The following is a 24315-nucleotide window of genomic DNA, read 5'->3' on the forward strand; positions in this document are numbered from 1 at the left end:
TCGGAGACGAGGCTGACGGCGAGGTCGTCCGGATCGGGCAGGCCAAGGGCGCGGAATTGGTGTCCCGCCCAGTCCAGCAGTCGCCGGATCACCACTCCGGCCTCTGCCCCGGATTCCCTCATCGGCGAGGGCGACCAACGCCGGGGTGCTGCTCGGATCCCCGTCGACGGCGATCAGGCCTTCGCTCGCCAGAAAGGTGCAGGCGGTGGCTAGATCCTGTTCCGGCATGTGGAGGTCGCGGCCAGCTTCGCGCCGCCCGGCGGTCATGCCCGTACGGTCTCCCCCAACCCGTCCACACTCCCCCAGCGGCACCGACACGGTGTGCCAACCTCGAATAAAATCAATGGAGATGGCACACATGTACGATCATTTGTGGTGGGCTGTCATCCAGTGATGATGCGAGCGGACTGAGGGGGAGACGTGTCGCTGCGTGATCTGGCACGTGCCGAAATGGTCGCGTCGATGTCTCCTTCCGAGCGGCAGGCGGCGATGCGCTCTGCGCGCCTGTACTTCCAACGCCCTGACGAGCCCGGGTTCTTGGTCTGCGAGACGGAAGAAGGGCCGGTGGTGCCGGTCTTCACCTCCTGTGAAGCACTCGGGCTGTTCGCCGGGCCCTGCGGGTGGGCGTCCACGACCGTCGCGGACTTGGTGGAACTGCTGCCCGAGGGGGTGCGCGCGTTGGTGGATCCGCTGGGTCCACGGACGTTCGTGCTGGACGCGGAAGCACTAGAGACCACGGACACGCAGGGGGAGCGTAATGGCGGAGCCTGACACGGGAGAGCCGGGTTTGGCCCCGGGTGACGGCTACAAGATCGAGATCGCCTCGGTGCGCAAGGTGCTGACGCCGCTGGAGGAGTCCGTGGTGGCCGCGCACCAGATCAAGCGTGACTGGAGCGAGATGTCGGCGCAGATCGCGAACTCGGCCGATTTCGAAATCCGATCTGCGACCGAGAAGATGCTCTCGGCATGGGGCTTCGGCATGGGGCGAGTGGCTGAGCACACGGACACGGTGGTGGCGACGCTCCGGCAGGTCCTCGCCTCCTACGTGCTGGCCGATCTGCTGCGTATCAAGGACTTCTCGCCGACCGCGGCCAACATTGCCAAGCTGCCGTTCGGCGAACAAGGCATGAAGGCGTGGCAGGAAGGGTCCAGGCCGAAGTTCGATCCGCCGCCAGAGATCTATCAGGAGCCGTGGCTGGACGACGGCGACACCGGCAATTACCAGGACGTGCCCCAGCGCCCCCGCCTGCGGGTCGACGGCGGCTGGGAGGTCGACGGCGGGTCGAAGTCGAAGGGGCCGGTCATATGACGAGCCGCGATGCGATGGAGGGCGGCGGAGTCGAGCGCATACCTCCCCATGCCAAGCCCAGCGACGTCATTTACGGCAACTCGATGGACGTCGATGATCTCGCCCTCAAACTCCTGGCCTATGCAGGCGCGTTCCAGGACGGAATGGACAAGCTGGTCGACCTGTCCTTGATGGACTGGACCGGGGCCGGCGCGGAGGGGTTCAAGGACGCGACGAAGAAGCTTCCCCAGGAACTGGAGTCCGCGCAAAAGTACTTCGAGGCCTCCGGGAAGGCGCTGGACTCCTACGCCTACAAACTGCGCTCGGTTCACACGCGTCTCAGGCCGATCATCGACGACGCGGACGAGGCACGGGCGACCTCCAAGAACTACTGGAACCGTGTCACGGACTACAACGCCGCCTTGGATCGTAAAGATGATCCGCTGCCGGAGCGTCCGCCGGACGACGATCCCGGCCTCACTGCGTTGAAGGACTGCTACGACCGCTTGGACAAGCTGGAGAGCGAACTCCAGACCGTCATCGACTCGGCCAAGCGGCAACTTGACACAGCGGCGGAGAAAGCCCCCGACAAGCCCCCGCCCCGCAAGGGGTGGGACAAGTTCGAGAAGGGGCTCGGTGACTTCTTCGGCGGCGCGGGCGACACCATGCGCGGCTGGTACGAGGGTTTCGACGACCTCGTCAGAGACGGGCCTGATGGCGTCGGCCTGCACCTGGCGGGCATGGTGGACGGGGCCTCCTACGCTGTCCAGCACCCCCAGGAGTTCGCCAAAGCCGTCGTCAACTGGGACGAATGGCAGCGAAACCCTGTCCGCGCGGCTGGCCAGCTCACCCCCGAACTCCTCCTCGCCCTCGCCAGCGGCGGCGCCGGCGCGATGCGGCGCGGCGCCTCCGTGGCCAAGAACGCTGCGCAGCGTCTGAGTAGCCGTGTGGACGGCTTGCGCCGGGACGGCAGCGCCCGCGCGCGGACGGACAGTGATCCGGACAGGAACACCACGCCCAACGAGGAGCGTCCCACGGCCGGCGAGCCGATCGACGTGGCGACCGGCGAGATGGTCATGTCCGCCATCGACGTCACCCTGCCCGGCGCCCTGCCGGTGGTCCTGGAGCGGCACTACGTGTCGGGGCATCCGTGCGGGGGGTGGTTCGGCCCCACCTGGGCGGGCACGCTGGACCAGCGTCTGGAGATCGACGGGGCGGGCGTCGTCTACATCACGGACGGCGGCATGCTGCTGACGTATCCGGTGCCGAAGCCCGATGTGGCGACGTTGCCCACCTCCGGTCCCCGTTGGCCGCTGTACTGGGACGGCAAGCACGACAGTGCCATCCGCATCGTCATCCCGGAACGGAATCGCACACTCCACTTCACCCCGCTGCCCGTGGGCGGCCGCGAGCTGGCTCTGACGGCGATCACCGACCGGACAAGTGACGGCGACCGCATCGACATCACCTACGACGCCCAGGGCGCACCGAAGGAGATCACGCACTCCGGCGGCTACCGTATCGCCGTCGACACCGACCCCCAGCTGCTGCGGGTCACAGCCCTGCGTCTCCTGCACGGCGCACAGCGCGAGCACAGCACCACTCTCACCGCCTACGCCTACGACGCCGCGGGCAACCTGGCCGAGGTCTTCAACTCGACCGGCAAGTCGCTGCGTTATCGGTACGACGAGCAACATCGTGTGACGTCGTGGACGGACCGCAACGGCACGTCGTACGGCTATGTCTACGACCACCGGGGCCGCGTCCTGCGCGGCATCGGCCCAGACGGCATCCTGTCGGGCCGAATGCACTACGACACGGCCGCCCGCACCTCCCGCTACACCGACTCGCAGGGCAACACCAGCGTGTACGTCTGCAACGAGGCGTACAAGATCACCGCTTACACGGACCCGCTGGGGAACACGACCCGCACGGAATGGGACGAGTCCAACCGGCATCCCATCGCCGTCACCGACCCCCTGGGCCGCGCCACGCGCTACCGCTACGACGACCAGGGGCGGTTGATCGCTGTCGAGCGGCCCGACGGCACCGTGGCCGAGACCGTCTACGACGACTGCGGCCTGCCGTTGGAGACGTGCGAGCCGGGCGGCGCGGTGTGGCGCCACACTTATGACGCCCGTGGGTCCCACACGTCCACCACCGACCCTAGCGGCGCCGTCACGCACTACGGCTACAACAGTTCGGGCCACCTCACCTCCGTCACGGACGCTCTGGGCCACACCACCCGGATCACCACGGACGCGACGGGTCTCCCGGTAGAGACAACCGACCCTCTGGGCCGTACCAGTCGCATGCGCCGCGGCCCGCACGGCCAGGTCACCGCCGTCACCGACGCCCTGGGCCGGACCACGCGTCACGGCTGGACGATCGAGGGCATGCCCGCCTGGCGCGAGGGGCCGGACGGCGCCCGCGAGGTGTGGCAGTGGGATACCGAAGGAAATCTCGTCCTCCACACCGACGAGGCCGGGCACACCACCACGTACACCTACACCTACTTCGACCAGCCCGCCACGAGGACCGATCCCGACGGCGCGCACTATGCCTTCGCCTACGACACCGAGTTGCGCCTGACCGACGTAACCAACCCCCAGGGTAGGCAGTGGCATTACACATACGATGCGGCAGGTCGACTGGTCGCGGAAACCGACTTCAACGGCGCCACACGCACCTACGAACGGGATGCGGCGGGCCGCCTCACAGCCCAGACGAACGCGCTGGGCCAAACGCTGCGCTTCACACTCGACGCCGTCGGGCGCATGGTCACCCAGCACGACGAGACCACCGGTGACGTCACAACCTACGCATACGGCGCGAGCGGCGCCCTGCTCCACGCTGCGAACGCGGATACGGAACTGACCCGGGAACACGACGCGGTCGGTCGCGTCATCTCGGAAACAATCAACGGCCGCATCAGCGCCTACACGTACGACGCCATGGGCCGCCGCACCCAGCGCACCACTCCCTCCGGCCTGTGTTCGGAGTGGACCCACGACCCCGCCGGCCGCCCTACCCGGCTGAGCAGCGGCGACGAAACCATTGCTTTCGCCTACGACGCCGTCGGCCGCGAGACCGAACGACGCGTCGGTGACGACACCACCCTCACTCAGACCTGGGACAGGGGTGACCGCCTCACCACGCAAACCCTCGCCACCCGCCACCAGTCCGAAGCGGACCGCATCCTCCAGCACCGCACCTACGCTTACCGCCCCGACGGCTACCTCACCGAAATCCGGGAGCTGACGACCGGAACACGGCGCTTCACCCTGGATCCTGCGGGCCGGGTGACGGGCGTCCAGGCACACGGCTGGAGTGAGAAGTACGCCTATGACTCCACAGGCAACCAGACCCACGCCGCAGCACCGCACCACCCCACGACCGGAGACCGGGCCTACGAGGGCGCCCTCATCCGCCGGGCGGGTCGCACCACCTACGAACACGACGCCGCTGGCCGTCTGATCCGCAAGACCCGCAAGCTCCTCAACGGCCAGACCCGCACCTGGTCCTACACCTGGAACGCGGAGAACCGCCTCACCAAGGCCACCACCCCGGACGGCGAGGAATGGACCTACGCCTACGACCCCCTGGGCCGCCGCATATCCAAAACCAGCCCGGACGGCGCCCCCCTCACCTTCACCTGGGACAGCACCCAGCTGGCCGAGCAGTTCGCCTCGGACGGCACGGCGACGACGTGGGACTACGCGCCGGGTACCCACCGCCCGATATCCCAATCCACACGCCAGACGATCGAGGCTGGGCCCGAGACCTCCAATTCGATACTCGACCTCGCCGACACCACCCCCCAGTCCGGGTTCGACGCCCGCTTCCTCGCGATCGTCACGGACTTGGTCGGCACGCCCATCGAACTTGTCACTTCCGACGGCGCCCTCGCCTGGCAATCCCGCACCACCCTGTGGGGCACCCCCCTCCCCGATGCAGAGGGTGGGGTGGACTGCCCGCTCCGCTTCCCCGGTCAGTACGCGGACGAGGAAACCGGCCTCAACTACAATTACTTTCGGTACTACGACCCGGAAACCGCCCGTTACACCACACCGGACCCGCTCGGGTTGGTTCCAGCACCCAACGCGGTGGCGTATGTTCGTAATCCCCACAGCTGGACTGACCACCTAGGGCTGGCTGGGGAGCCGGAATGGGCCAATCCCGAGGATCTGAACTTCTCCCAACGCACCGTTTCCCCGAACGACTACGTGGAGAAGATGCGCTCCGGGGAGTGGGATTGGCAACGTCCTGGAACAGCCTTGAAGGTCATGGAAGTAGACGGCCAGCTGGTGTCATACGACAACCGAAGGCTTGATGCAGCCCGCGAAGTGGGGAGGCCGGTAGTGATCGAGCGAGTCGATCCGAACGCGGTTCACCCCGATTCGACAACCGGACGAACATGGGCGGAGCAATTCAGAAGGCGCATGAATTCCGGGCGGAACAGAAATGAACTAGGCGAGCCGGTCCCCCCGACTGGACTTCAGGAGAGGCCACAGCACGTGCGCAACGGGAAGTGCAAGCCAAAATGACCACGATCGAACGCCTATGGGAAGATTTTCAGCTTCCCATCAGAGATGCCCTGCACTTTGCAGACGGGAACTCCTGTGATGTTGACCTCGACTCCGACGTGCCGAGCGGTTTGAGGGTGCTCGCCCCGTTCGACCTGGATGAAATGCTGGAGAGCGATCCGTCTTGGGTCTCTTCGGTCGATGGGCTGGTCGCAGTAGACCTGGGGAGTAAGGGGCTGTTGTGGGGCGGCGAGGGTTCATACGGGTCGGAGGGGTTCATCGCACGGTTGACTGTTGACCGTGCGCTCATCTGGGCAATTTTCTTCACGGAATCCAATCCATTTGATCGGATCCAGCTGTCCGGAAACGTGGCCACTTTTAGCTCAACCTCGGGGTTCGAGATCACAGTTGACATCGACGATCCACGAACTCAGGTCTCTGGACAGCTTGGTTCCAGGAGCGGGTGACGAGGACGTCGACGAAGGGGTCGACCCACCGCGCGAGAGTGGCGTGCGGTGTCGGGCCGGCCACCGACAGAACCGGTCCGGCCTCGGAGCCCCCAACGCCCCTTCTCTGTGTGTGGGGGGAGAGAGGTGCCGCAGGCAGGCACCCGGCCGCGTGATCTTCCTCGTGAGAGGCGCGCCTGCGCTCGTGTGGTGCAAGTGGTGCGCGGAGAGCCCTCTTGCCGAGGCGTACCGCGAGTTAGGTACGCGGAGGGCACGGCATGGGCTGAGAGGTCTAGACAATGATGAAGGCCCAGGTCTGTGACCTGGGCCTTCTTTCAAGAGCGGATGACGGGAATCGAACCCGCGCTATAAGCTTGGGAAGCTCATGTTCTACCATTAAACTACATCCGCGCAGCGTTCCAGTTGCCTGGATCTGTATCTTCGCCCACTCTACCCCATGATCGACCCCCGGTGAATTGGCCGCGGGGTCGTTGTCGTGTGTGGTGTGCACGGAGACGTGTGGGTGCGGGAGTTGGGGCGTACCGTGTGCAGCGGAGCGGCAGCTGGAGCAGGTCCCGATCATCCCCTAATGTGGCGATTCATCGCAGTACGGCTCGTTGGGGAAAGGGACTCGATGGAGCACACCGTCGTCCGTTGTGCCGAAGGGCACGTTTTCAGTACCGCCTCCTTCCCGCTGCAGCACCTCGGTGCCGGCCGGATCGGGCCGGGGCGGCTGCTGCGGTGTCCGCGCTGCGCGCGGCTGAGGCAGGCCGTGCCCGTGGGGCCGGCGGTCAAGCGATAGCGGACGGGCGCGCGTGCCGCCCCTCTCGATTGGGGGTGGCCCGCGCGCTCTGCGTATCCTCGGGACGTGCTTCTCTCTGACAAAGACATCCGGGCCGAGATCGACAGCGGACGGGTTCGCATCGACCCGTTCGAGGAATCGATGGTGCAGCCCTCCAGCATCGATGTGCGTCTCGACCGGTTCTTCCGGGTGTTCGAGAATCACCGCTACGCGCACATCGATCCCGCCGTCGAGCAGACCGACCTGACCAGGATGGTCGAGCCGGAGGGCGACGAGGCGTTCATTCTGCATCCGGGTGAGTTCGTGCTCGCCTCGACGTACGAGGTCATCTCGCTGCCGGACGACATCGCCTCCAGGCTGGAGGGGAAGTCCAGCCTGGGCCGCCTCGGTCTGGTGACGCATTCGACCGCCGGGTTCATCGACCCCGGGTTCTCGGGCCACGTGACCCTGGAGCTGTCGAACCTCGCCACCCTGCCGATCAAGCTCTGGCCGGGCATGAAGATCGGGCAGCTGTGCATGTTCCGGCTGAGCTCGCCGGCCGAGTTCCCGTACGGCAGTGAGCGCTACGGATCCAGGTACCAGGGGCAGCGCGGGCCGACCGCCTCGCGCTCCTTCCAGAATTTCCACCGCACCCAGGTGAGGCACGAGGCATGAGTGACGGAGTACGCGAGAACCTCGACTACGAGGGATTCGGCCGGGCTGTGCGGGAGCTCGCGCAGACCATCGCAGACGACGGCTTCGAGCCCGACATCATCCTGAGCATCGCCCGGGGCGGGGTGTTCGTCGCGGGCGGCCTGGCGTACGCGCTCGACTGCAAGAACATCCACCTGGTGAACGTGGAGTTCTACACCGGTGTCGGGACCACGCTGGAGATGCCGGTCATGCTGGCGCCCGTGCCCGAGGCGATCGACTTCACCGACAAGAAGGTCCTCATCGCCGATGACGTGGCCGACACCGGCAAGACGCTCAAGCTCGTCCACGACTTCTGCCTCGGGCACGTCGCCGAGGTGCGGTCCGCGGTCATCTACGAGAAGTCGCACTCGCTCGTGAAGTGCGAGTACGTCTGGAAGAAGACCGACGAGTGGATCAACTTCCCCTGGTCGGTCGAGCCGCCCGTCGTGAAGCGTGAGGGCCAGGTCCTCGACGCGTAGCCGTACGCCTGGAAATACGCGGGCACACGTGAAGGGGCCCGCCGCGCAGACACTGCGCGGCGGGCCCCTTCGCCCGTTCCGTCAGATCGTGCCGAGCTTGATGATCGACAGCAGGGCGATCAGCTGGATCGCGGACGCGCCCAGCGCCTTCGGCCACGGCAGGTCGTGCGATTTGGCGACGAGGGACGTGAAGAGGAAGCCCGCCGCCACCCAGGTGGCCCAGCCCAGGACCTGGACCACACCGTTGTCACCGCCCAGGAACACGGCGAAGAGCAGGCGCGGGGCGTCCGTCAGCGACATGACCAGCATCGACAGGCCCACGGTGGGCTGCCAGGAGCCGTCGCCGCCCATCTGGCGGGCCAGCGTGTGCGTGACCGCGCCCAGGAGCAGTCCGCAGATGACGAAGGCCGCACCGGCGGAGAGGACGATCGGGACGGCCTTGGGGAGGGTCGCGTTGATCACGTCCTCGCGGGCGTCGTCGAGGCCGAAGACCGCGAGGAGCCCGTAGAGGAACGTCACGGTCAGCGCCGGCCCCCAGACCGCGTAGTCGCGCATCTGCAGGAAGGTCTGCCCCGGCCGCATCACGATGCCGCGGAGCAGTTCCTTCCACGGCAGCCGCGGACCCGCCGGAGCGGCCGCCGCCGCGCCCGCCTGGTACGTCGCGCCCTGGTTGTACGGGTCCTCGCCGACGGCGAAGACCTGGGTATGCCCGGGGTTGTCGTTCGTGTAGCCCCCGTGGCCCCCGTGGCCCCCGTGCCCTCCGTGGCCGTACGGGGGCTGCTGCGCCTGCGGCGGCTGCTGCTGTCCGTACGGGTCGAAGTACTCGGGCTCGCCGTGTCCCCCGGGACCCGGCTGCGGCCACTGCTGCTGCGGCGGCGCGCCTGCGGGAGGGTAGGGCTGCTGGCCGTACGGCGGCGGTTGCTGCTGTCCGTACGGCTGCTGCCGCGGGGGTTGTTGCGGGGTGCGGTTGTTGTCCCGGCCGCGTCCGATCCTGAATCCAGCCACGTGATCGAAAGTACCCGGTCCCGCGGCCCCCCGTGGACGGGCGGCCGGAACCCGTGGCCTTTGCGGCTGACCTGTGACATCCCCTAGGGGAACCCCGGGGGGTTGTCCTCACCCCGACGCGACGTCCGATGTGCGCACCTGTGTTGGCTTCTGTGGCTCTTCGTGGCCTTCCCTACGGATCGCCCACCCGAACGAAGGGCGGCGCGGAGGCCGACGCGGAGGCCGACGCGGAGGGGGTCAGCGCGTCGAACGGCCATCGCCCGAGCTCGTCCCCGCGGGCGGCAGGGTGAGGGCTGAGACGAGGGCGGGACGGGGGCCGAGGCGGGGGCTGACATGCCGGAACGGCCGGTCCCCGGGTGGGGGACCGGCCGTTCCGTGTTGCCAGGTATTACTTGGCGTCCTCGGCCTTCGCCGTGTCCTCGGTCTCCGCCTTCGGCTCGGCCGCCTCGGCCTTCGCCTCAGCGGCGGCCTCGGGCTTGGCCTTGGCCTTCGCCGTGTCCTCGGCCTCGGCCTCAGCCTTGGCCTCGACGACGGCCTCGGCCTTCGTCTCGACGACGGGCTCGGCCTTGGCCTCTGCGACGGGCTCCGCCGCGGCGACGGGCTCGGGCTCCGGCTCCGGCTCGGGCTCCGGCTCGACCACCGGCGGTTCCGGGGTCTTGACCGAGTCCAGCAGCAGCTGGGCCACGTCCACGACCTGCACGGACTCCTTGGCCTGTCCCTCGTTCTTCTTGCCGTTCACCGAGTCGGTCAGCATCACCAGGCAGAACGGGCACGCCGTCGACACGATGTCCGGGTTCAGGGACAGCGCCTCGTCGACACGCTCGTTGTTGATGCGCTTGCCGATCCGCTCCTCCATCCACATCCGCGCGCCACCGGCGCCACAGCAGAAGCCCCGCTCCTTGTGGCGGTGCATCTCCTGCTGCCGCAGGCCCGGCACGGCCGACATGATCTCGCGCGGCGGCGTGTAGACCTTGTTGTGCCGGCCCAGGTAGCACGGGTCGTGGTACGTGATCAGGCCGTCGACCGGCGTCACCGGCGTCAGCCGGCCCTCGTCGATCAGGTGCTGGAGCAGCTGCGTGTGGTGGATGACCTCGTACTCGCCGCCCAGCTGCGGGTACTCGTTCGCGATGGTGTTGAAGCAGTGCGGGCAGGTCGAGACGATCCGCTTCGCGGACTTCGGCTTCTTCGTCGCCGGGTCCTCGTCGTCCTCGCCGAAGGCCATGTTCAGCATGGCCACGTTCTCCTGGCCCAGCTGCTGGAACAGCGGCTCGTTGCCCAGGCGGCGCGGCGAGTCACCGGTGCACTTCTCGTCGCCGCCCATGATCGCGAACTTGACGCCCGCGATGTTCAGCAGCTCCGCGAAGGCCTTCGTCGTCTTCTTGGCCCGGTCCTCCAGGGCGCCCGCACAGCCGACCCAGTACAGGTAGTCGAACTCCGAGAGGTCCTCCGCGTCCTTCCCGATGATCGGGACCTCGAAGTCGACCTCCTTCGTCCACTCGACGCGCTGCTTCTTCGCCAGGCCCCAGGGGTTGCCCTTCTTCTCCAGGTTCTTGAGCATCGTGCCCGCCTCCGACGGGAACGCGCTCTCGATCATCACCTGGTAGCGGCGCATGTCGACGATGTGGTCGATGTGCTCGATGTCGACCGGGCACTGCTCGACGCACGCGCCGCAGGTCGTGCACGACCACAGCACGTCCGGGTCGATGACGCCGTTCTCCTCGGCCGTCCCGATCAGCGGGCGCTCGGCCTCCGCCAGAGCGGCCGCCGGGACGTCCTTGAGCTGCTCCGCCGTCGCCTTCTCGTTGCCCTCCATGTCCTTGCCGCCACCGGCGAGCAGGTACGGGGCCTTGGCGTGCGCGTGGTCGCGCAGCGACATGATCAGGAGCTTCGGGGACAGCGGCTTGCCGGTGTTCCAGGCCGGGCACTGCGACTGGCAGCGACCGCACTCCGTACACGTGGAGAAGTCGAGGATGCCCTTCCAGGAGAACTGCTCGACCTGGGAGACGCCGAAGACGTCGTCCTCGCCCGGCTCCTCGAAGTCGATCTCCTTGCCACCGCTGGCCATCGGCTGCAGCGCGCCCAGCGCGGTGGCGCCGTCCGCGTTCCGCTTGAACCAGATGTTCGGGAAGCCGAGGAAGCGGTGCCAGGCGACACCCATGTTGGTGTTGAGCGAGACCGTGATCATCCAGGTGAAGGACGTGACGATCTTGAGCGCCGCGAAGAAGTAGGTGAGGTACTGCAGCGTGCTCAGGCTCAGCCCGTCGAAGGCGGCGATCAGCGGGTACGAGGCGAAGAAGCCCGGCTCCCAGCCCTCGACCCCGTGCTGGGCCCCCTCCAGCGCGCGCAGCGTCATGATGCAGACGCCGACGATCAGGATGACGGCCTCGACGAAGTACGCCTGGCCCGTCTTGGAGCCCGCGAAGCGGGACTTGCGGCCCGCCCTGCCCGGTCGGCTCAGCTGCCGGATCACGATCAGGGTGACGATGCCGAGCACGGTCATCAGGCCGAGGAACTCGGTGAAGATCTCGTACGGCAGCCAGTCACCGATGATCGGGATCAGCCAGTCGGCCTGGAAGAGCTGGCCGAAGGCGTTGACGATCGTCAGCAGCAGCGAGAAGAAGCCCACCGCCACGAACCAGTGCGCGAACCCGACGATGCCCCAGCGGTTCATGCGGGTGTGGCCGAGGAATTCCTTGACCAGCGTGATGGTGCGCTGTGTGGGGTCGCCGGTGCGCGTGCCCGCGGGCACTGGCTGGCCGAGGCGCACGAAGCGGTAGATCTGCGCGATGGCACGGCCGAACAGCGCGACGGCTACCACCGTGATGACCAGCGACACGATGATCGCGGCGAGTTGCATGGGAGGGCTCCTCGGGCGGTACTTACTAAGCGGTAACTTATTGAGTCAAGGCATGAGGTTACCCACTCCCGACGCCGCAATGTAGCCGAGCGCGCGGTGATCTGTGTCGCTCAGGCATGCCTTTGCCGGTAGGCGGCCCGCGGGGTCTGCGCAAGGATCGCCAGGTCCATGCCCAGCCAGTGGTTCTCCACATAGTGCCGGTCGAGCAGGGCCATTTCTTCCCAGGGTAGGTCGGAGCGTGCGCTGACCTGCCACAGCCCGGTCATTCCGGGCCGTACGAAGAGCCGCTCGGGCCGGTCCGTACGGGGCTCCGGGCGCGGCCCGACCAGGGACATCTCACCGCGCAGCACGTTCAGGAGCTGGGGCGCCGAGTCGAGCGCGCAGCGCTCCAGGGCCGCACCGAGGCGGCCGGCGCCGTCGGTGCGCAGCCGCCAGGTGCGGAACGGCCGGCCGGCCAGGCCGACCGCCGGCTCCCGGACGAACGCCCGGCCGCCCTGGGTCGCGTAGAGCAGCCCCGCCGCCGCCGCGAGGGGGGCGGCGAGGGCGACGAGCAGGATCGCCGCTCCGGCGACGTCGAGCACCCGCTTGGCCGAAGGCCTGGCCGGCCGGAGCCCTGGCCGGGTGGGGAGGGGCAGCAGCAGAGGCATGCCAGCACCGTGCCGTAAGCCTGCGGCGGTCCTGGGGTGGCGCGCGGCCGGGTGCCCCGTTCGGGTGCGGCGCCCGCCGCCGGGATTTCGCCCCCGCACCCCGTGCCGACAGGGCCGATGGCACAGGTTGCGCGTAAGGGCGGCCTAAAGGTTGAGTCGTGTCGACTCAGTTCTGTTGACGTCCTCGCGGCGATGCGGCATGGTTGAGTCTGTTGCACTCAAGTCAGCTGGAGGAATCAAAATGGCACGTGCGGTCGGCATCGACCTGGGCACCACTAACTCCGTCGTCAGCGTTCTGGAAGGCGGCGAGCCCACCGTCATCACCAACGCCGAGGGCGCCAGGACCACGCCGTCCGTCGTCGCCTTCGCCAAGAACGGCGAGGTCCTCGTCGGCGAAGTGGCCAAGCGCCAGGCGGTCACGAACGTGGACCGGACCATCCGCTCCGTCAAGCGCCACATGGGCACTGACTGGAAGATCAACCTGGATGGCAAGGACTTCAACCCGCAGCAGATGAGCGCCTTCATCCTGCAGAAGCTGAAGCGCGACGCCGAGGCCTACCTGGGTGAGAAGGTCACGGACGCGGTCATCACCGTCCCGGCCTACTTCAACGACTCCGAGCGTCAGGCGACGAAGGAGGCCGGTGAGATCGCGGGTCTGAACGTCCTGCGCATCGTCAACGAGCCGACCGCGGCCGCCCTGGCCTACGGCCTCGACAAGGACGACCAGACCATTCTCGTCTTCGACCTCGGTGGCGGCACCTTCGACGTGTCGCTCCTGGAGATCGGCGACGGTGTCGTCGAGGTCAAGGCCACCAACGGTGACAACCACCTCGGTGGCGACGACTGGGACCAGCGCGTCGTCGACTACCTCGTGAAGCAGTTCCAGAACGGCCACGGCGTCGACCTGTCCAAGGACAAGATGGCGCTCCAGCGTCTGCGCGAGGCCGCCGAGAAGGCGAAGATCGAGCTGTCCTCCTCCACGGAGACCTCGATCAACCTGCCGTACATCACGGCGTCCGCCGAGGGCCCGCTGCACCTGGACGAGAAGCTCACGCGCTCGCAGTTCCAGCAGCTGACCGCGGACCTGCTCGACCGCTGCAAGACCCCGTTCCACAACGTCATCAAGGACGCGGGCATCAACCTGTCCGAGATCGACCACGTGGTCCTGGTCGGCGGCTCCACCCGCATGCCGGCCGTCGCCGAGCTCGTCAAGGAGCTCACCGGCGGTCAGGACGCCAACAAGGGCGTCAACCCGGACGAGGTCGTCGCCATCGGCGCCACCCTCCAGGCCGGTGTGCTCAAGGGTGAGGTCAAGGACGTCCTGCTCCTCGACGTGACCCCGCTGTCCCTGGGCATCGAGACCAAGGGCGGCATCATGACCAAGCTGATCGAGCGCAACACGACCATCCCGACCAAGCGCTCCGAGATCTTCACGACGGCCGAGGACAACCAGCCGTCCGTGCAGATCCAGGTCTACCAGGGCGAGCGCGAGATCGCGGCGTACAACAAGAAGCTCGGCATGTTCGAGCTGACCGGCCTGCCCCCGGCCCCGCGTGGCGTCCCGCAGATCGAGGTCTCCTTCGACATCGACGCGAACGGCATCATGCACGTCACGGCCAAGGACCTCGGCACGGGCAAGGAGCAGAAGATGACCGTCACCGGCGGCTCTTCGCTCGGCAAGGACGAGGTCGACCGCATGCGCCAGGAGGCGGAGCAGTACGCGGACGAGGACCTGCGCCGCAAGGAGGCGGCCGAGTCCCGCAACCAGGGCGAGCAGCTCGTCTACCAGACGGAGAAGTTCGTCAAGGACAACGAGGACAAGGTCCCGGCCGAGGTCAAGACCGAGGTCGAGGCCGCCGTCGCCGAGCTGAAGGAGAAGCTCAAGGGCGAGGACACCGCCGAGATCCGCACCGCGACCGAGAAGCTCGCCGCGGTCAGCCAGAAGCTCGGCCAGGCGATCTACGCCGACGCGCAGGCCGCGCAGGGCGCCGCCGGCGCCGCTGCCGGTGACGCGGGCCAGGCGAAGGCCGACGACGACGTCGTCGACGCCGAGATCGTCGACGACGAGAAGCCGAAGGGCGGCGCTGCCTGATGTCGGAGGAGACCCCGGGCTTCGAGGAGAAGCCCGACGTCCCCGTCGACGGCACGCCCGACGAGCCGAAGGCCGCCGACTCCGCCAAGGAGGCGGCGGCCCCGGCCGGGGACTCTGCAGCGGATGTGGCCCTGCTGGCGCAGCTGGACCAGGCCCGTACGGCGCTCGGTGAGCGCACCACGGACCTCCAGCGGCTCCAGGCGGAGTACCAGAACTACCGCCGCCGGGTGGAGCGGGACCGGATCACCGTCAAGGAGATCGCGGTCGCGTCCCTCCTGACGGAACTCCTCCCGACCCTGGACGACATCGGCCGGGCGCGGGAGCATGGCGAGCTGGTCGGCGGTTTCAAGTCGGTGGCCGAATCGCTAGAGACGGTCGCCGCCAAGATGGGTCTGCAGCAGTTCGGCAAGGAGGGCGAGCCCTTCGACCCGACGATCCACGAGGCCCTGATGCACTCGTACGCGCCGGACGTCACCGAGACGACCTGCGTGGCGATCCTGCAGCCGGGGTACCGAATCGGCGAGCGTACGATCCGTCCCGCGCGGGTCGCGGTGGCCGAGCCCCAGCCGGGCGCGGCCCCCAAGTCCGAGTCGGCCGAGGCCGACGCGCCGTCGGACAAGGACACGGATGCCCCCGACAAGGGCTGATGTTGAACCTGTAGGAGCACGAGAGGAGGGACACCGGGGATGAGCACGAAGGACTTCGTCGAGAAGGACTACTACAAGGTCCTCGGTGTCCCGAAGGACGCCACCGAGGCCGAGATCAAGAAGGCGTACCGGAAGCTCGCACGCGAGTTCCACCCGGACGCCAACAAGGGCGACGCCTCCGCCGAGGAGCGCTTCAAGGAGATCTCCGAGGCGAACGACATCCTCGGCGACGCCAAGAAGCGCAAGGAGTACGACGAGGCGCGCGCCCTGTTCGGCAACGGTGGCTTCCGCCCCGGGCCGGGCGGGGCCGGCGGGTCGTTCAACTTCGACCTCGGCGACCTGTTCGGCGGCGCCCAGCCGGGTCCCGGCGGCGCGGGCGGCGGCTTCGGCGGCGGCCTGGGCGATGTCTTCGGCGGCCTGTTCAACCGCGGCGCCGGGCCGGGTGCGGGAACCCGCACCCAGCCGCGCCGCGGCCAGGACATCGAGTCGGAGGTCACCCTCTCCTTCACGGAGGCGGTGGACGGGGCCACGGTCCCGCTCCGGATGTCCTCGCAGGCCCCGTGCAAGGCGTGTTCGGGCACCGGCGACAAGAACGGCACCCCCCGGGTGTGCCCGACCTGTGTCGGCACCGGCCAGGTCTCGCGGGGCAGCGGCGGCGGCTTCTCGCTGACCGACCCCTGCGCGGACTGCAAGGGCCGCGGCCTGATCGCCGAAACCCCCTGTGACGTCTGCAAGGGCAGCGGGCGCGCCCGCAGCTCGCGCACCATGCAGGTCCGGATCCCGGCGGGCGTCTCCGACGGCCAGCGGATCCGGCTGCGCGGCAAGGGCGCGCCGGGCGAGCGCGGCGGTCCGGGCGGTGACCTCTACGTCGTCGTGCACGTCGACTCCCACCCGGTGTTCGGCCGCAAGGACGACAACCTGACGGTGACCGTCCCGGTGACGTTCGCGGAGGCGGCGCTGGGCGCCGACATCAAGGTGCCGACCCTGAACGGCCCCGCGGTGACGCTCAAGCTGCCGCCGGGCACCCCGAACGGCCGTACGATGCGGGCCCGCGGCAAGGGAGCGGTCCGCAAGGACGGCACCCGCGGAGACCTGCTGGTGACGGTGGAGGTCGCGGTCCCGGCCGAGCTGTCGGACAAGGCGCGCGAGGCGCTGGAGATGTACCGCGAGGCGACGGAGTCGCAGGACCCCCGCTCCGCGCTGTTCGAGTCCGCGAAGGGAGCATGACATGGACGGCCGCCGACGACAGTCCTCCCGCTTGGGCGGGGGCTACCAGCTCACCGACGAGACCCCGGTCTACGTGATCTCGGTGGCCGCCCAGCTCTCGGGCCTGCATCCGCAGACCCTGCGCCAGTACGACCGTCTCGGCCTGGTCTCCCCGGACCGTACGGCCGGGCGCGGCCGGCGCTACTCGGCCCGTGACATCGAGCTGCTGCGCACGGTGCAGGCGCTGTCCCAGGACGAGGGCATCAACCTGGCGGGCATCAAGCGGATCATCGAACTGGAGAACCAGGTCGCGGCGCTCCAGCAGCGCGTGGCCGAGCTCTCCGCCGCGGTGGACGGCGCGGCGGCCACGCTCCAGGCCCGCGAGGCCCAGGTGCACGCCTCCTACCGGCGCGACCTGGTCCCGTACCAGCCGCCGGTGCCGGGCAGCGCCCTGGTCGTCTGGCGGCCCAAGCGCCCGACGGACTGACAGCGCGTGCGAAGGCCCCTCCCGGACGGGAGGGGCCTTCGGCGTCTCCCCGGGGCCGGTCAGAGCCGCGGACCGCGCGTGGGCCCCGAGACCTGGCCCAGGATCCCCGACTGGGCGATGAGGAAGCCGAGCTGGGCCCGGCTGCCGCTGCCCAGGGCGGAGGCCAGCTTGGCGATGTGCGCGCGGCAGGTCCGTACGTTCATGCCCAGGCGGCGAGCGATGGCCTCGTCCACGTGCCCCTCGACGAGGAGCTGGGCGATGGAGCGCTGCACGCCCGAGATCCCCGAGGGTGTCGGATCGTAGGGGATCTGCTCGTTGAGCGGCGTGGCCCGGCGCCACAGCTGCTCGAAGACCCGGGCCAGGTAGCGGACGAGCGCCGGGTGCCGCAGTTCCAGGGCGATCTGCTGGTCGTCGCTGGCGGGGATGAAGGCGACCGACTCGTCGCAGATGATGAGCCGTTCGACCAGCTCTTCCAACGTCCGGATCTCGACCTTTCCGCTGGCCATCCGGTCGACGTAGGCCATCGTCCCGCGGCTGTGGCGCACGGTGTGCTGGTAGAGGGTGCGCATGCTCACGCCCCGCCGGATGAGCGGCTGGTCCCGTTCTATCGCCTGGTTCAGAATGTTCTCGGAACGCCCGCCTCCCGGCTGGATGGTGAGCATTTCCGCCTGGCACTCGGCGGTGGCGACATTGAGGGCCGCGTTGATCCTGTTGAATCCCTCCAGCACGGTGATCGCGTGCGTGGGTGCGGGAGTCAGGGCGCTGATGGCCATGAATGGCTCAAACGCTTCGGTGAGCTCGATGGAGGAGCGCCGGCGTTGCAGGATCTCCCGTTCCAGCGGGTGCAGCCGCTGCGCGAGGGCCACCGAAGGCGGAACCGGACGGAGCCAGTTGTCGTCGTCCGGGTCAGGGTGCAGCAGGGCGAATTCCAGCAGGCAGGGCGTCTGCTCGACCTCTTCGCGGGCTATGCGGCCGGAGCTGAGCGCGCTCGCGTACAACTCGGCCCCCAGGTCGCACAGGTCCGTCACCGCATGGGGATGTGTCTGGTTCATCCGCATAATCGGCAAATCTCCCACCCCCAGGGTCCTGCATGTACAGGAACATGATGCATCGCCACGGTGGCAATGGCGTGGCTCGATAAGTCATCGTCTGAGATGCGGGGGAGAGGAATCCATCAAGTGAGGACAACGTCGACCATGTACAAGAAATTGCTTCGCTCGGTGGCTGCCATTGCTCTCTCTACGGCCGCTGCTGTCGGTGGAATCTCGCTCGCGCAGACCAGCTGGGGCGGCGCGCCCGCCGACAGCGGTTGGGGGGCCGGTGCCACCACCGGTGAGAGCGACAGTGGTTGGGGCAAGGTCTTGGCCGACAGCGGCTGGGGCCCCGCACCCAAGCCGGTTATGGGTGGGAAGTCTTCGGACGCATGACCCCCGACGACCGCGGCTTCCGCCGCGAAATGGCCTCCGCTTACCGGTCGGGATGGCAGTTCATCGACCTGGCCACGGCGATCCCGTACCCCGGGGACTCGCTGATGGTCACCCTGTTCGGTCAACCGATCGTCGTCGTGCGCGAGGAGGACGAGGACGTACGTGCCTACCGGTGCCTGCGCCGCCCGCGGGGCGCGCCGCAGCCCGTCCGCTGCGAGGTGCGCTACGGAATGGTCTTCGTCAATCTTGATCAGCGCGATCACCAGCTCTTCGAACCCGATATCACCACCGCCACCCCCCGCAGTGCCTGAAGCGATTCCCCCTTCGTTCCAGATCGCTCAGGCGCTACCCCCACACAACGGCGCCATCGTGGACCTGACCACGATGGCGCCGTTGTGATGTCCGCGTCCAGTCGCTGACCGGACAAGATGCGGGCGGATGAGCGGATGAGCGGATCGGCGGACGACCGGATGAGCGGATAGGGAGTCAGCGGTTCACGCGCGGCCCATGGCCCGGTCCAGCGTGATCTCCATGACGACCCGGTCGGGATTGGGCGAGGGCGTCCGCCCGTAGCGCTCCGCGTAGCGCGCCACCGCCTCGGCGACCGAGGCCTCGTCCGTGCGGATCACCGCGCGGCCCTCCAGGGTGGCCCAGCGGCGCCCTTCCATCTGGCACACCGCGACCCGCGCCCCGCCCGGCTGCCCGGCCTGGGCCGCCAGGATGTTGCGGACCTTCTTGCTGTGCTTGTTGCTGATCACCCGGGCCAGGCCGGCCTCCGGGTCGTAGGTCACCCCCACCGGCACCACGTGGGGCGTGCCGTCGGGGCGCGGCGTGGTCAGCGTGCAGACGTGCCGTTCCCGCCAGAAGGCGAGGTACTCGGGCGTCGGGTGGAGTACGTCATGGGACATGGCCCGAAGAGTACGACTCTCTGCCTTGAGTGGAATAGACTCAACTTTGCATAGGTTGTTTATGTCAGAGTTAGGCAGAGTGAGTCGTCGGGGTGTCGTCACCCCTTCCGGAGAGGAGAAGCCGCCCCGTGGACGCCGAGCTGACCAACAAGAGCCGAGCCGCGCTGAACGCGGCCACCAGCAGGGCCGTCAAGGACGGCCACGCCGATCTGACCCCCGCCCACCTGTTGCTGGCGCTCCTCGCCGGCGAGGACAACGAGAACATCACCGACCTGCTCGCCGCCTCGGATGCCGACCAGGCCGCCGTGCGCGGCGGCGCCGAGCGGCTGCTGGCTGCCCTGCCCAGCGTCACCGGCTCCACGGTCGCGCCCCCGCAGCCCACCCGCGAGCTGCTCGCCGTACTCGCCGAGGCCGACGCCCGGGCGGGCGGGCTGGGCGACGACTACCTGTCCACCGAGCACCTGCTCATCGCCCTCGCCGCCAAGGGCGGCGCGGTCGGCGAGATCCTGTCCACCCAGGGGGCGAGCGCGAAGAAGCTGCTGGACGCCTTCGAGAACGCGAGAGGAGGGCGGCGGGTGACCACCCCCGACCCCGAGGGCCAGTACAAGGCGCTGGAGAAGTTCGGCACCGACTTCACGGCGGCCGCCCGCGACGGCAAGCTCGACCCGGTCATCGGCCGCGACCACGAGATCCGCCGCGTCGTGCAGGTGCTCTCGCGCCGCACGAAGAACAACCCGGTGCTCATCGGCGAGCCCGGCGTCGGCAAGACGGCCGTCGTCGAGGGCCTGGCCCAGCGCATCGTCAAGGGCGACGTCCCCGAGTCCCTGAAGAACAAGCGGCTCGTGGCCCTGGACCTCGGAGCCATGGTCGCGGGCGCCAAGTACCGCGGTGAGTTCGAGGAACGGCTCAAGACCGTCCTCGCCGAGATCAAGTCCAGCGACGGCCAGATCATCACCTTCATCGACGAGCTGCACACGGTCGTCGGCGCCGGCGCCGGCGGCGATTCCGCCATGGACGCCGGCAACATGCTCAAGCCCATGCTGGCCCGCGGCGAGCTGCGCATGGTCGGCGCGACCACCCTCGACGAGTACCGCGAGCGCATCGAGAAGGACCCGGCGCTGGAGCGGCGCTTCCAGCAGGTGCTGGTCGCCGAACCGTCCGTCGAGGACACCATCGCGATCCTGCGCGGGCTCAAGGGCCGCTACGAGGCCCACCACAAGGTCGTCATCAACGACAGCGCGCTCGTTGCCGCCGCGACCCTCTCCGACCGGTACATCACCTCCCGCTTCCTCCCCGACAAGGCCATCGACCTCGTCGACGAGGCCGCGTCCCGGCTGCGCATGGAGATCGACTCCTCCCCCCTGGAGATCGACGAGCTCCAGCGCGCGGTGGACCGGCTGCGGATGGAGGAGCTGGCGCTGAAGAACGAGTCCGACCCGGCCTCGCTGGAGCGCCTCGACAAGCTCCGCAAGGACCTCGCGGACAAGGAGGAGGAGCTGCGCGGCCTGACCGCCCGCTGGGAGAAGGAGAAGCAGTCCCTCAACCGCGTCGGCGAGCTCAAGGAGCGCCTGGACGACCTGCGCGGCCAGGCCGAGCGTGCCCAGCGCGACGGGGACTTCGACACCGCCTCCAAGCTGCTCTACGGGGAGATCCCGACCCTGGAGCGCGAGCTGGCGGAGGCCACCGAGGCCGAGGCCGAGGTGTCCAGGGACACCATGGTCAAGGACGAGGTCGGCCCGGACGACATCGCGGACGTGGTGGGCGCCTGGACCGGCATCCCGGCGGGCCGGCTGCTGGAGGGCGAGACCCAGAAGCTGCTCCGCATGGAGGACGAACTGGGCCGCCGCCTGATCGGCCAGAAGGAGGCCGTCCGGGCGGTGTCCGACGCCGTACGCCGCACCCGCGCCGGGATCGCCGACCCCGACCGCCCGACCGGCTCCTTCCTCTTCCTGGGGCCGACGGGCGTCGGCAAGACGGAGCTGGCCAAGGCGCTCGCGGACTTCCTGTTCGACGACGAGCGGGCCATGGTCCGCATCGACATGTCCGAGTACGGCGAGAAGCACAGCGTGGCCCGCCTCGTCGGCGCCCCGCCCGGCTACGTCGGCTACGAGGAGGGCGGGCAGCTCACCGAGGCCGTGCGCCGCCGCCCGTACAGCGTGGTGCTCCTGGACGAGGTCGAGAAGGCCCATCCCGAGGTCTTCGACATCCTGCTCCAGGTCCTGGACGACGGCCGCCTCACGGACGGCCAGGGCCGCACCGTGGACTTCCGCAACACGATCCTGATCCTCACGTCGAACCTGGGAAGCCAGTTCCTGATGAATCCGTCCACACCTGTGGACGAGAAGAAGAAGCAGGTCCTGGACGTGGTCAGGGCGAGCTTCAAGCCGGAGTTCCTCAACCGGCTGGATGACACGGTGGTCTTCTCCGCACTGGGCGAGGACGAGCTGGCACACATCGCGCAGCTCCAGATCGGCCGCCTGGCGGGGCGCCTGGCCGAGCGGCGCCTGACCCTGGACGTCACGCCCGAGGCCCTGGCCTGGCTGGCGGACAAGGGCAACGACCCCGCGTACGGGGCCCGGCCGCTGCGCCGCCTGATCCAGACGGCGATCGGCGACCGCCTCGCGAAGGAGATCCTCTCCGGCGAGGTCAGGGACGGCGACACCGTACGGGTCGACGTGGCGGGCGAGGACCTGCTGGTCGGCAAGGCGCTGTAGCCCTCCGGGCCGGGTCGGCGGGGCAGCGGGCCTTCGGCGTGGCTCACACGCCGAAGGCCCCGACGGCCACGAGGACGCTCCCGTCGTCCCCGGGACCGGACCCGAGGCCGACCCGCACCGGGACGGCGGTGCCCGCCGGCGGGTGGGAGGTGCCGGCGCTCACGCACCCGCTGACGGCGCCCACCGGGCAGGCCGAACCTGCGGACACCGTGATAACGGCCTTCACCAGGCGCGATCCGGACATGTTCCCCCTCGGCCGGGCGACTCGTGTCCGCCCGGAGCGGATCGGAGCCGTCAGGGTGGACACGAGGCGGGCGGGATGGGGGAGGATGCATGTATCCGCACGAAGGGAAGTACACGGTGAGCATCGACCCGGCCTCGATTCCGAACTTCGGAGGGCAGCAGCCCGATCCGCAGGCCACAGGACCGGCGGGCCCCGTCGTCCCCGACCAGGATCTGGTCAAGCAGCTGCTGGAGCAGATGGAACTCAAGTACGTCGTCGACGACGAGGGCGACCTCGCGGCGCCGTGGGAAGAGTTCCGCACGTACTTCATGTTCCGCGGCGAGGACGAGCAGCAGGTTTTCTCGGTGCGGACCTTCTATGACCGTCCGCACAAGATCGAGGAGAAGCCGCAGCTTCTCGAATCGATCGATGACTGGAACCGCCGCACCCTGTGGCCGAAGGTCTACAGCCACACCCACGACGACGGCTCGGTCCGGCTGATCGGCGAGGCGCAGATGCTGATCGGCACCGGCGTCAGCCTGGAGCACTTCGTGTCCTCCACGGTCAGCTGGGTCCGCGCCTCCATCGAATTCGACAAGTGGCTCGTCGAGCAGTTCGGCCTGGAGAAGGAGATCGACTCCGCCGACGGCGACGACGAGAAGAACGGCGACGACAGCCAGTAGACGGCGGTCTCGCTCACAGCGGTACGCGCGCCACGAGCAGCAGGTAGAGCCCGTAGCCGTAACCGAGCCCGGCCAGCACCGCGGTCACCGCGACCGCGGTGCGGGGCCGGGCCCTGGCCATGACGGCCGCCACCGGCAGCAGCAGCGGGAAGGCCGGGAGCAGGAACCGCGGCTTCGACTCGAAGAAGCCGGCCCCGCCGTAGGTGATCACCAGCAGGACCGCGGTGTACACGAGCAGCGGCAGCGGTGTCCGGTCCAGCACCAGCAGCACCGTCAGCAGCCCGGCCGCGGCCAGCAGCACCACGGTGACGGTGGTGGCGAGCGGCACGTGCCCGCCGGTCAGCACCCGCTCCGCCGAACGCAGCGCGCCGTGCCCGAAGTCGAAGCGCGAGCCCCAGTGCCGCTGCACGGTGAAGTAACCGCCGACGGGATCGCCCGTCCGCGCCCCGACGGCCAGCACGTACGCCGCCCAGCCCGCCGGGGCCAGCAGCCCGGCCACCCACACCCCGGGCGCGCGGGATCCGCGTACGAGGACGGCGTGCAGGGCCATGGCGGAGACGGCGGCGGCGACGGCGAGGCCGGTGGGCCGGGTCAGCCCGGCGAGCACGGCCAGACCTGCCGCCCACAGCCAGCGGCCCCGCAGCAGGGCGTAGAGCGTCCAGGCGGCGAGGGCGGACAGCAGCGCCTCGGTGTACGCGAGGGTCAGCACCACGGAGTGCGGCAGCGCCGCCCACAGCCCCACGAGCAGCAGCCCGGCGCGCGGGCCGATCACCCGTTCGCCGATCCGGTAGAGCCCGGCGGCGGCCGCGGCCGCGCAGACCCAGGCGACGAGGATCCCGGCGGGGACGAGCCCGCCGGGCAGGACGGGGGAGACGAGCCGTATCAGCGCCGGGTAGAGCGGGAAGAAGGCGTAGTCGCTCTGGATGGAGCCGGTCTCGGGCCACATGAGGGTGCGGCCGTAGCCGTGGGCGGCGATCGCCAGGTACCAGCCGGAGTCCCACGACCGGCCGAGGACCCCGATCGGGTCCCGTCCGGCCCACCAGGATCCGAGGGTGAGGACCAGTACCCCGGCGCCGCGTACGGCGGTGAACACTCCGAGCGCGAGGACCGTCGTCGGCGCGGCCGACCGGACCGCCTTCACCGCGCGGATCTCCAGGGGTGACGCGGACACGGAGGCTCTGCCCGTTGCCATGTATCCCGACTTTC

General features: G+C 68.9%; 21 protein-coding genes and 1 tRNA gene. 14 read left to right on the plus strand and 8 right to left on the minus strand.

Annotated features, from left to right (window positions below; genetic code table 11):
• The first annotated feature begins 420 nt into the window (after window positions 1-420).
• Genes ACFCZ1_RS16295 through ACFCZ1_RS16310 form a run of 4 tightly spaced genes read left to right on the plus strand, consistent with a single transcriptional unit; the run spans window position 421 to window position 6281 of the window.
• A complete protein-coding gene (locus ACFCZ1_RS16295) occupies window positions 421-771 on the plus strand; it encodes an SseB family protein (RefSeq protein ID WP_376678938.1) in 351 nt (116 codons plus the stop codon).
• The gene (locus ACFCZ1_RS16300) at window positions 758-1309 is read left to right on the plus strand and encodes a hypothetical protein (protein WP_376678939.1); all 552 of its coding nucleotides are present in this window, start codon (window positions 758-760) and stop codon (window positions 1307-1309) included. The genes ACFCZ1_RS16295 and ACFCZ1_RS16300 overlap by 14 nt, the downstream gene beginning before the upstream one ends.
• Window positions 1306-5835 (plus strand): RHS repeat-associated core domain-containing protein, encoded by a 4530-nt coding sequence (locus ACFCZ1_RS16305; RefSeq protein WP_376678940.1) that lies wholly within the window; start codon window positions 1306-1308, stop codon window positions 5833-5835. The genes ACFCZ1_RS16300 and ACFCZ1_RS16305 overlap by 4 nt, the downstream gene beginning before the upstream one ends.
• A complete protein-coding gene (locus tag ACFCZ1_RS16310) occupies window positions 5832-6281 on the plus strand; it encodes a hypothetical protein (RefSeq protein ID WP_376678941.1) in 450 nt (149 codons plus the stop codon). The genes ACFCZ1_RS16305 and ACFCZ1_RS16310 overlap by 4 nt, the downstream gene beginning before the upstream one ends.
• A gap of 319 nt (window positions 6282-6600) precedes the next feature.
• Here the strand turns inward: ACFCZ1_RS16310 and ACFCZ1_RS16315 are convergent.
• Window positions 6601-6671: transfer RNA gene (locus ACFCZ1_RS16315), tRNA-Gly, on the minus strand.
• 178 nt (window positions 6672-6849) lie between these two features.
• On the opposite strand from ACFCZ1_RS16315, the gene ACFCZ1_RS16320 reads away from it, so the two are divergent.
• The 3 genes from ACFCZ1_RS16320 (at window position 6850) to ACFCZ1_RS16330 (ending at window position 8213) form a co-directional block, all read left to right on the plus strand.
• A complete protein-coding gene (locus ACFCZ1_RS16320) occupies window positions 6850-7062 on the plus strand; it encodes a hypothetical protein (RefSeq protein ID WP_328926770.1) in 213 nt (70 codons plus the stop codon).
• A gap of 66 nt (window positions 7063-7128) precedes the next feature.
• Entirely contained in the window at window positions 7129-7716 is a 588-nt protein-coding gene (gene dcd, locus ACFCZ1_RS16325) for a dCTP deaminase (protein ID WP_362389302.1), read from the plus strand.
• Window positions 7713-8213 carry a phosphoribosyltransferase gene (locus ACFCZ1_RS16330; protein WP_328926772.1) on the plus strand — a complete coding sequence of 167 codons (501 nt, stop codon included), beginning with the start codon at window positions 7713-7715 and terminating at the stop codon, window positions 8211-8213. Before dcd ends, ACFCZ1_RS16330 begins: the two co-directional genes overlap by 4 nt.
• Before the next feature lie 81 nt (window positions 8214-8294).
• Here the strand turns inward: ACFCZ1_RS16330 and ACFCZ1_RS16335 are convergent, their stop codons facing one another.
• The 3 genes from ACFCZ1_RS16335 to ACFCZ1_RS16345 all read right to left on the minus strand — a co-directional run bounded on the left by ACFCZ1_RS16335 (window position 8295) and on the right by ACFCZ1_RS16345 (window position 12722).
• A complete protein-coding gene (locus ACFCZ1_RS16335) occupies window positions 8295-9218 on the minus strand; it encodes a Yip1 family protein (RefSeq protein WP_376678942.1) in 924 nt (307 codons plus the stop codon).
• Window positions 9219-9606: 388 nt separating this feature from the next.
• A complete protein-coding gene (locus ACFCZ1_RS16340; protein WP_376678943.1) occupies window positions 9607-12075 on the minus strand; it encodes a (Fe-S)-binding protein in 2469 nt (822 codons plus the stop codon).
• 110 nt (window positions 12076-12185) lie between these two features.
• Window positions 12186-12722 carry a sugar transferase gene (locus ACFCZ1_RS16345; protein ID WP_376678944.1) on the minus strand — a complete coding sequence of 179 codons (537 nt, stop codon included), beginning with the start codon at window positions 12720-12722 and terminating at the stop codon, window positions 12186-12188.
• A gap of 241 nt (window positions 12723-12963) precedes the next feature.
• Here ACFCZ1_RS16345 and dnaK point away from each other — a divergent pair, with 241 nt between their 5' ends.
• From dnaK to ACFCZ1_RS16365, 4 genes are read left to right on the plus strand one after another with little or no spacing between them, the layout of a single operon-like run.
• Window positions 12964-14814: a molecular chaperone DnaK gene (gene dnaK / locus ACFCZ1_RS16350; protein WP_376678945.1), complete on the plus strand. Its 1851-nt coding sequence runs from the start codon at window positions 12964-12966 to the stop codon at window positions 14812-14814.
• Entirely contained in the window at window positions 14814-15461 is a 648-nt protein-coding gene (grpE, locus tag ACFCZ1_RS16355) for a nucleotide exchange factor GrpE (RefSeq protein ID WP_376678946.1), read from the plus strand. Before dnaK ends, grpE begins: the two co-directional genes overlap by 1 nt.
• 39 nt (window positions 15462-15500) lie before the next feature.
• Window positions 15501-16688 (plus strand): molecular chaperone DnaJ, encoded by a 1188-nt coding sequence (gene dnaJ, locus ACFCZ1_RS16360; RefSeq protein ID WP_376678947.1) that lies wholly within the window; start codon window positions 15501-15503, stop codon window positions 16686-16688.
• Window position 16689: 1 nt separating this feature from the next.
• Entirely contained in the window at window positions 16690-17154 is a 465-nt protein-coding gene (locus ACFCZ1_RS16365; protein WP_376678948.1) for a heat shock protein transcriptional repressor HspR, read from the plus strand.
• Window positions 17155-17213: 59 nt separating this feature from the next.
• Here ACFCZ1_RS16365 and ACFCZ1_RS16370 read toward each other — a convergent pair whose 3' ends face one another.
• Window positions 17214-18206, minus strand: coding sequence for a helix-turn-helix transcriptional regulator (locus ACFCZ1_RS16370; protein WP_376678949.1), 993 nt, complete (start codon window positions 18204-18206; stop codon window positions 17214-17216).
• Window positions 18207-18577: 371 nt separating this feature from the next.
• Between ACFCZ1_RS16370 and ACFCZ1_RS16375 the strand changes: the two genes are divergently transcribed.
• Window positions 18578-18892 carry a (2Fe-2S)-binding protein gene (locus tag ACFCZ1_RS16375; RefSeq protein ID WP_073917230.1) on the plus strand — a complete coding sequence of 105 codons (315 nt, stop codon included), beginning with the start codon at window positions 18578-18580 and terminating at the stop codon, window positions 18890-18892.
• 183 nt (window positions 18893-19075) lie between these two features.
• Here the strand turns inward: ACFCZ1_RS16375 and ACFCZ1_RS16380 are convergent, their stop codons facing one another.
• Window positions 19076-19489, minus strand: coding sequence for a pyridoxamine 5'-phosphate oxidase family protein (locus ACFCZ1_RS16380; RefSeq protein WP_376678950.1), 414 nt, complete (start codon window positions 19487-19489; stop codon window positions 19076-19078).
• A gap of 128 nt (window positions 19490-19617) precedes the next feature.
• On the opposite strand from ACFCZ1_RS16380, the gene clpB reads away from it, so the two are divergent.
• Window positions 19618-22203 carry an ATP-dependent chaperone ClpB gene (clpB, locus tag ACFCZ1_RS16385; RefSeq protein WP_376678951.1) on the plus strand — a complete coding sequence of 862 codons (2586 nt, stop codon included), beginning with the start codon at window positions 19618-19620 and terminating at the stop codon, window positions 22201-22203.
• Window positions 22204-22246: 43 nt separating this feature from the next.
• Here clpB and ACFCZ1_RS16390 read toward each other — a convergent pair whose 3' ends face one another.
• Window positions 22247-22447, minus strand: coding sequence for a hypothetical protein (locus ACFCZ1_RS16390; RefSeq protein ID WP_376678952.1), 201 nt, complete (start codon window positions 22445-22447; stop codon window positions 22247-22249).
• A gap of 116 nt (window positions 22448-22563) precedes the next feature.
• On the opposite strand from ACFCZ1_RS16390, the gene ACFCZ1_RS16395 reads away from it, so the two are divergent.
• Complete coding sequence (locus ACFCZ1_RS16395; RefSeq protein WP_376679057.1) at window positions 22564-23109, plus strand: YbjN domain-containing protein; 546 nt, start codon at window positions 22564-22566, stop codon at window positions 23107-23109.
• A 13-nt stretch (window positions 23110-23122) separates the two neighbouring features.
• Here the strand turns inward: ACFCZ1_RS16395 and ACFCZ1_RS16400 are convergent, their stop codons facing one another.
• Complete coding sequence (locus ACFCZ1_RS16400; protein WP_376678953.1) at window positions 23123-24301, minus strand: hypothetical protein; 1179 nt, start codon at window positions 24299-24301, stop codon at window positions 23123-23125.
• Between the last annotated feature and the right edge of the window lie 14 nt (window positions 24302-24315).

Origin of the sequence: Streptomyces sp. NPDC056224, assembly GCF_042267665.1 — a bacterium.
GTDB lineage: Bacteria > Actinomycetota > Actinomycetes > Streptomycetales > Streptomycetaceae > Streptomyces.

Excerpts from the sequence above, each read along its gene's own strand:
- ACFCZ1_RS16300 (WP_376678939.1), top strand. The coding sequence starts at position 758 with ATGGCGGAGCCTGACACGGGAGAGCCGGGTTTGGCCCCGGGTGACGGC.
- ACFCZ1_RS16305 (WP_376678940.1), top strand. The coding sequence starts at position 1,306 with ATGACGAGCCGCGATGCGATGGAGGGCGGCGGAGTCGAGCGCATACCT.
- ACFCZ1_RS16310 (WP_376678941.1), top strand. The coding sequence starts at position 5,832 with ATGACCACGATCGAACGCCTATGGGAAGATTTTCAGCTTCCCATCAGA.
- ACFCZ1_RS16320 (WP_328926770.1), top strand. The coding sequence starts at position 6,850 with ATGTGGCGATTCATCGCAGTACGGCTCGTTGGGGAAAGGGACTCGATG.
- ACFCZ1_RS16330 (WP_328926772.1), top strand. The coding sequence starts at position 7,713 with ATGAGTGACGGAGTACGCGAGAACCTCGACTACGAGGGATTCGGCCGG.
- ACFCZ1_RS16340 (WP_376678943.1), bottom strand. The coding sequence starts at position 12,075 with ATGCAACTCGCCGCGATCATCGTGTCGCTGGTCATCACGGTGGTAGCC.
- ACFCZ1_RS16345 (WP_376678944.1), bottom strand. The coding sequence starts at position 12,722 with ATGCCTCTGCTGCTGCCCCTCCCCACCCGGCCAGGGCTCCGGCCGGCC.
- dnaK (WP_376678945.1), top strand. The coding sequence starts at position 12,964 with ATGGCACGTGCGGTCGGCATCGACCTGGGCACCACTAACTCCGTCGTC.
- grpE (WP_376678946.1), top strand. The coding sequence starts at position 14,814 with ATGTCGGAGGAGACCCCGGGCTTCGAGGAGAAGCCCGACGTCCCCGTC.
- dnaJ (WP_376678947.1), top strand. The coding sequence starts at position 15,501 with ATGAGCACGAAGGACTTCGTCGAGAAGGACTACTACAAGGTCCTCGGT.
- ACFCZ1_RS16365 (WP_376678948.1), top strand. The coding sequence starts at position 16,690 with ATGGACGGCCGCCGACGACAGTCCTCCCGCTTGGGCGGGGGCTACCAG.
- ACFCZ1_RS16370 (WP_376678949.1), bottom strand. The coding sequence starts at position 18,206 with ATGAACCAGACACATCCCCATGCGGTGACGGACCTGTGCGACCTGGGG.
- ACFCZ1_RS16375 (WP_073917230.1), top strand. The coding sequence starts at position 18,578 with ATGACCCCCGACGACCGCGGCTTCCGCCGCGAAATGGCCTCCGCTTAC.
- ACFCZ1_RS16380 (WP_376678950.1), bottom strand. The coding sequence starts at position 19,489 with ATGTCCCATGACGTACTCCACCCGACGCCCGAGTACCTCGCCTTCTGG.
- ACFCZ1_RS16390 (WP_376678952.1), bottom strand. The coding sequence starts at position 22,447 with ATGTCCGGATCGCGCCTGGTGAAGGCCGTTATCACGGTGTCCGCAGGT.
- ACFCZ1_RS16400 (WP_376678953.1), bottom strand. The coding sequence starts at position 24,301 with ATGGCAACGGGCAGAGCCTCCGTGTCCGCGTCACCCCTGGAGATCCGC.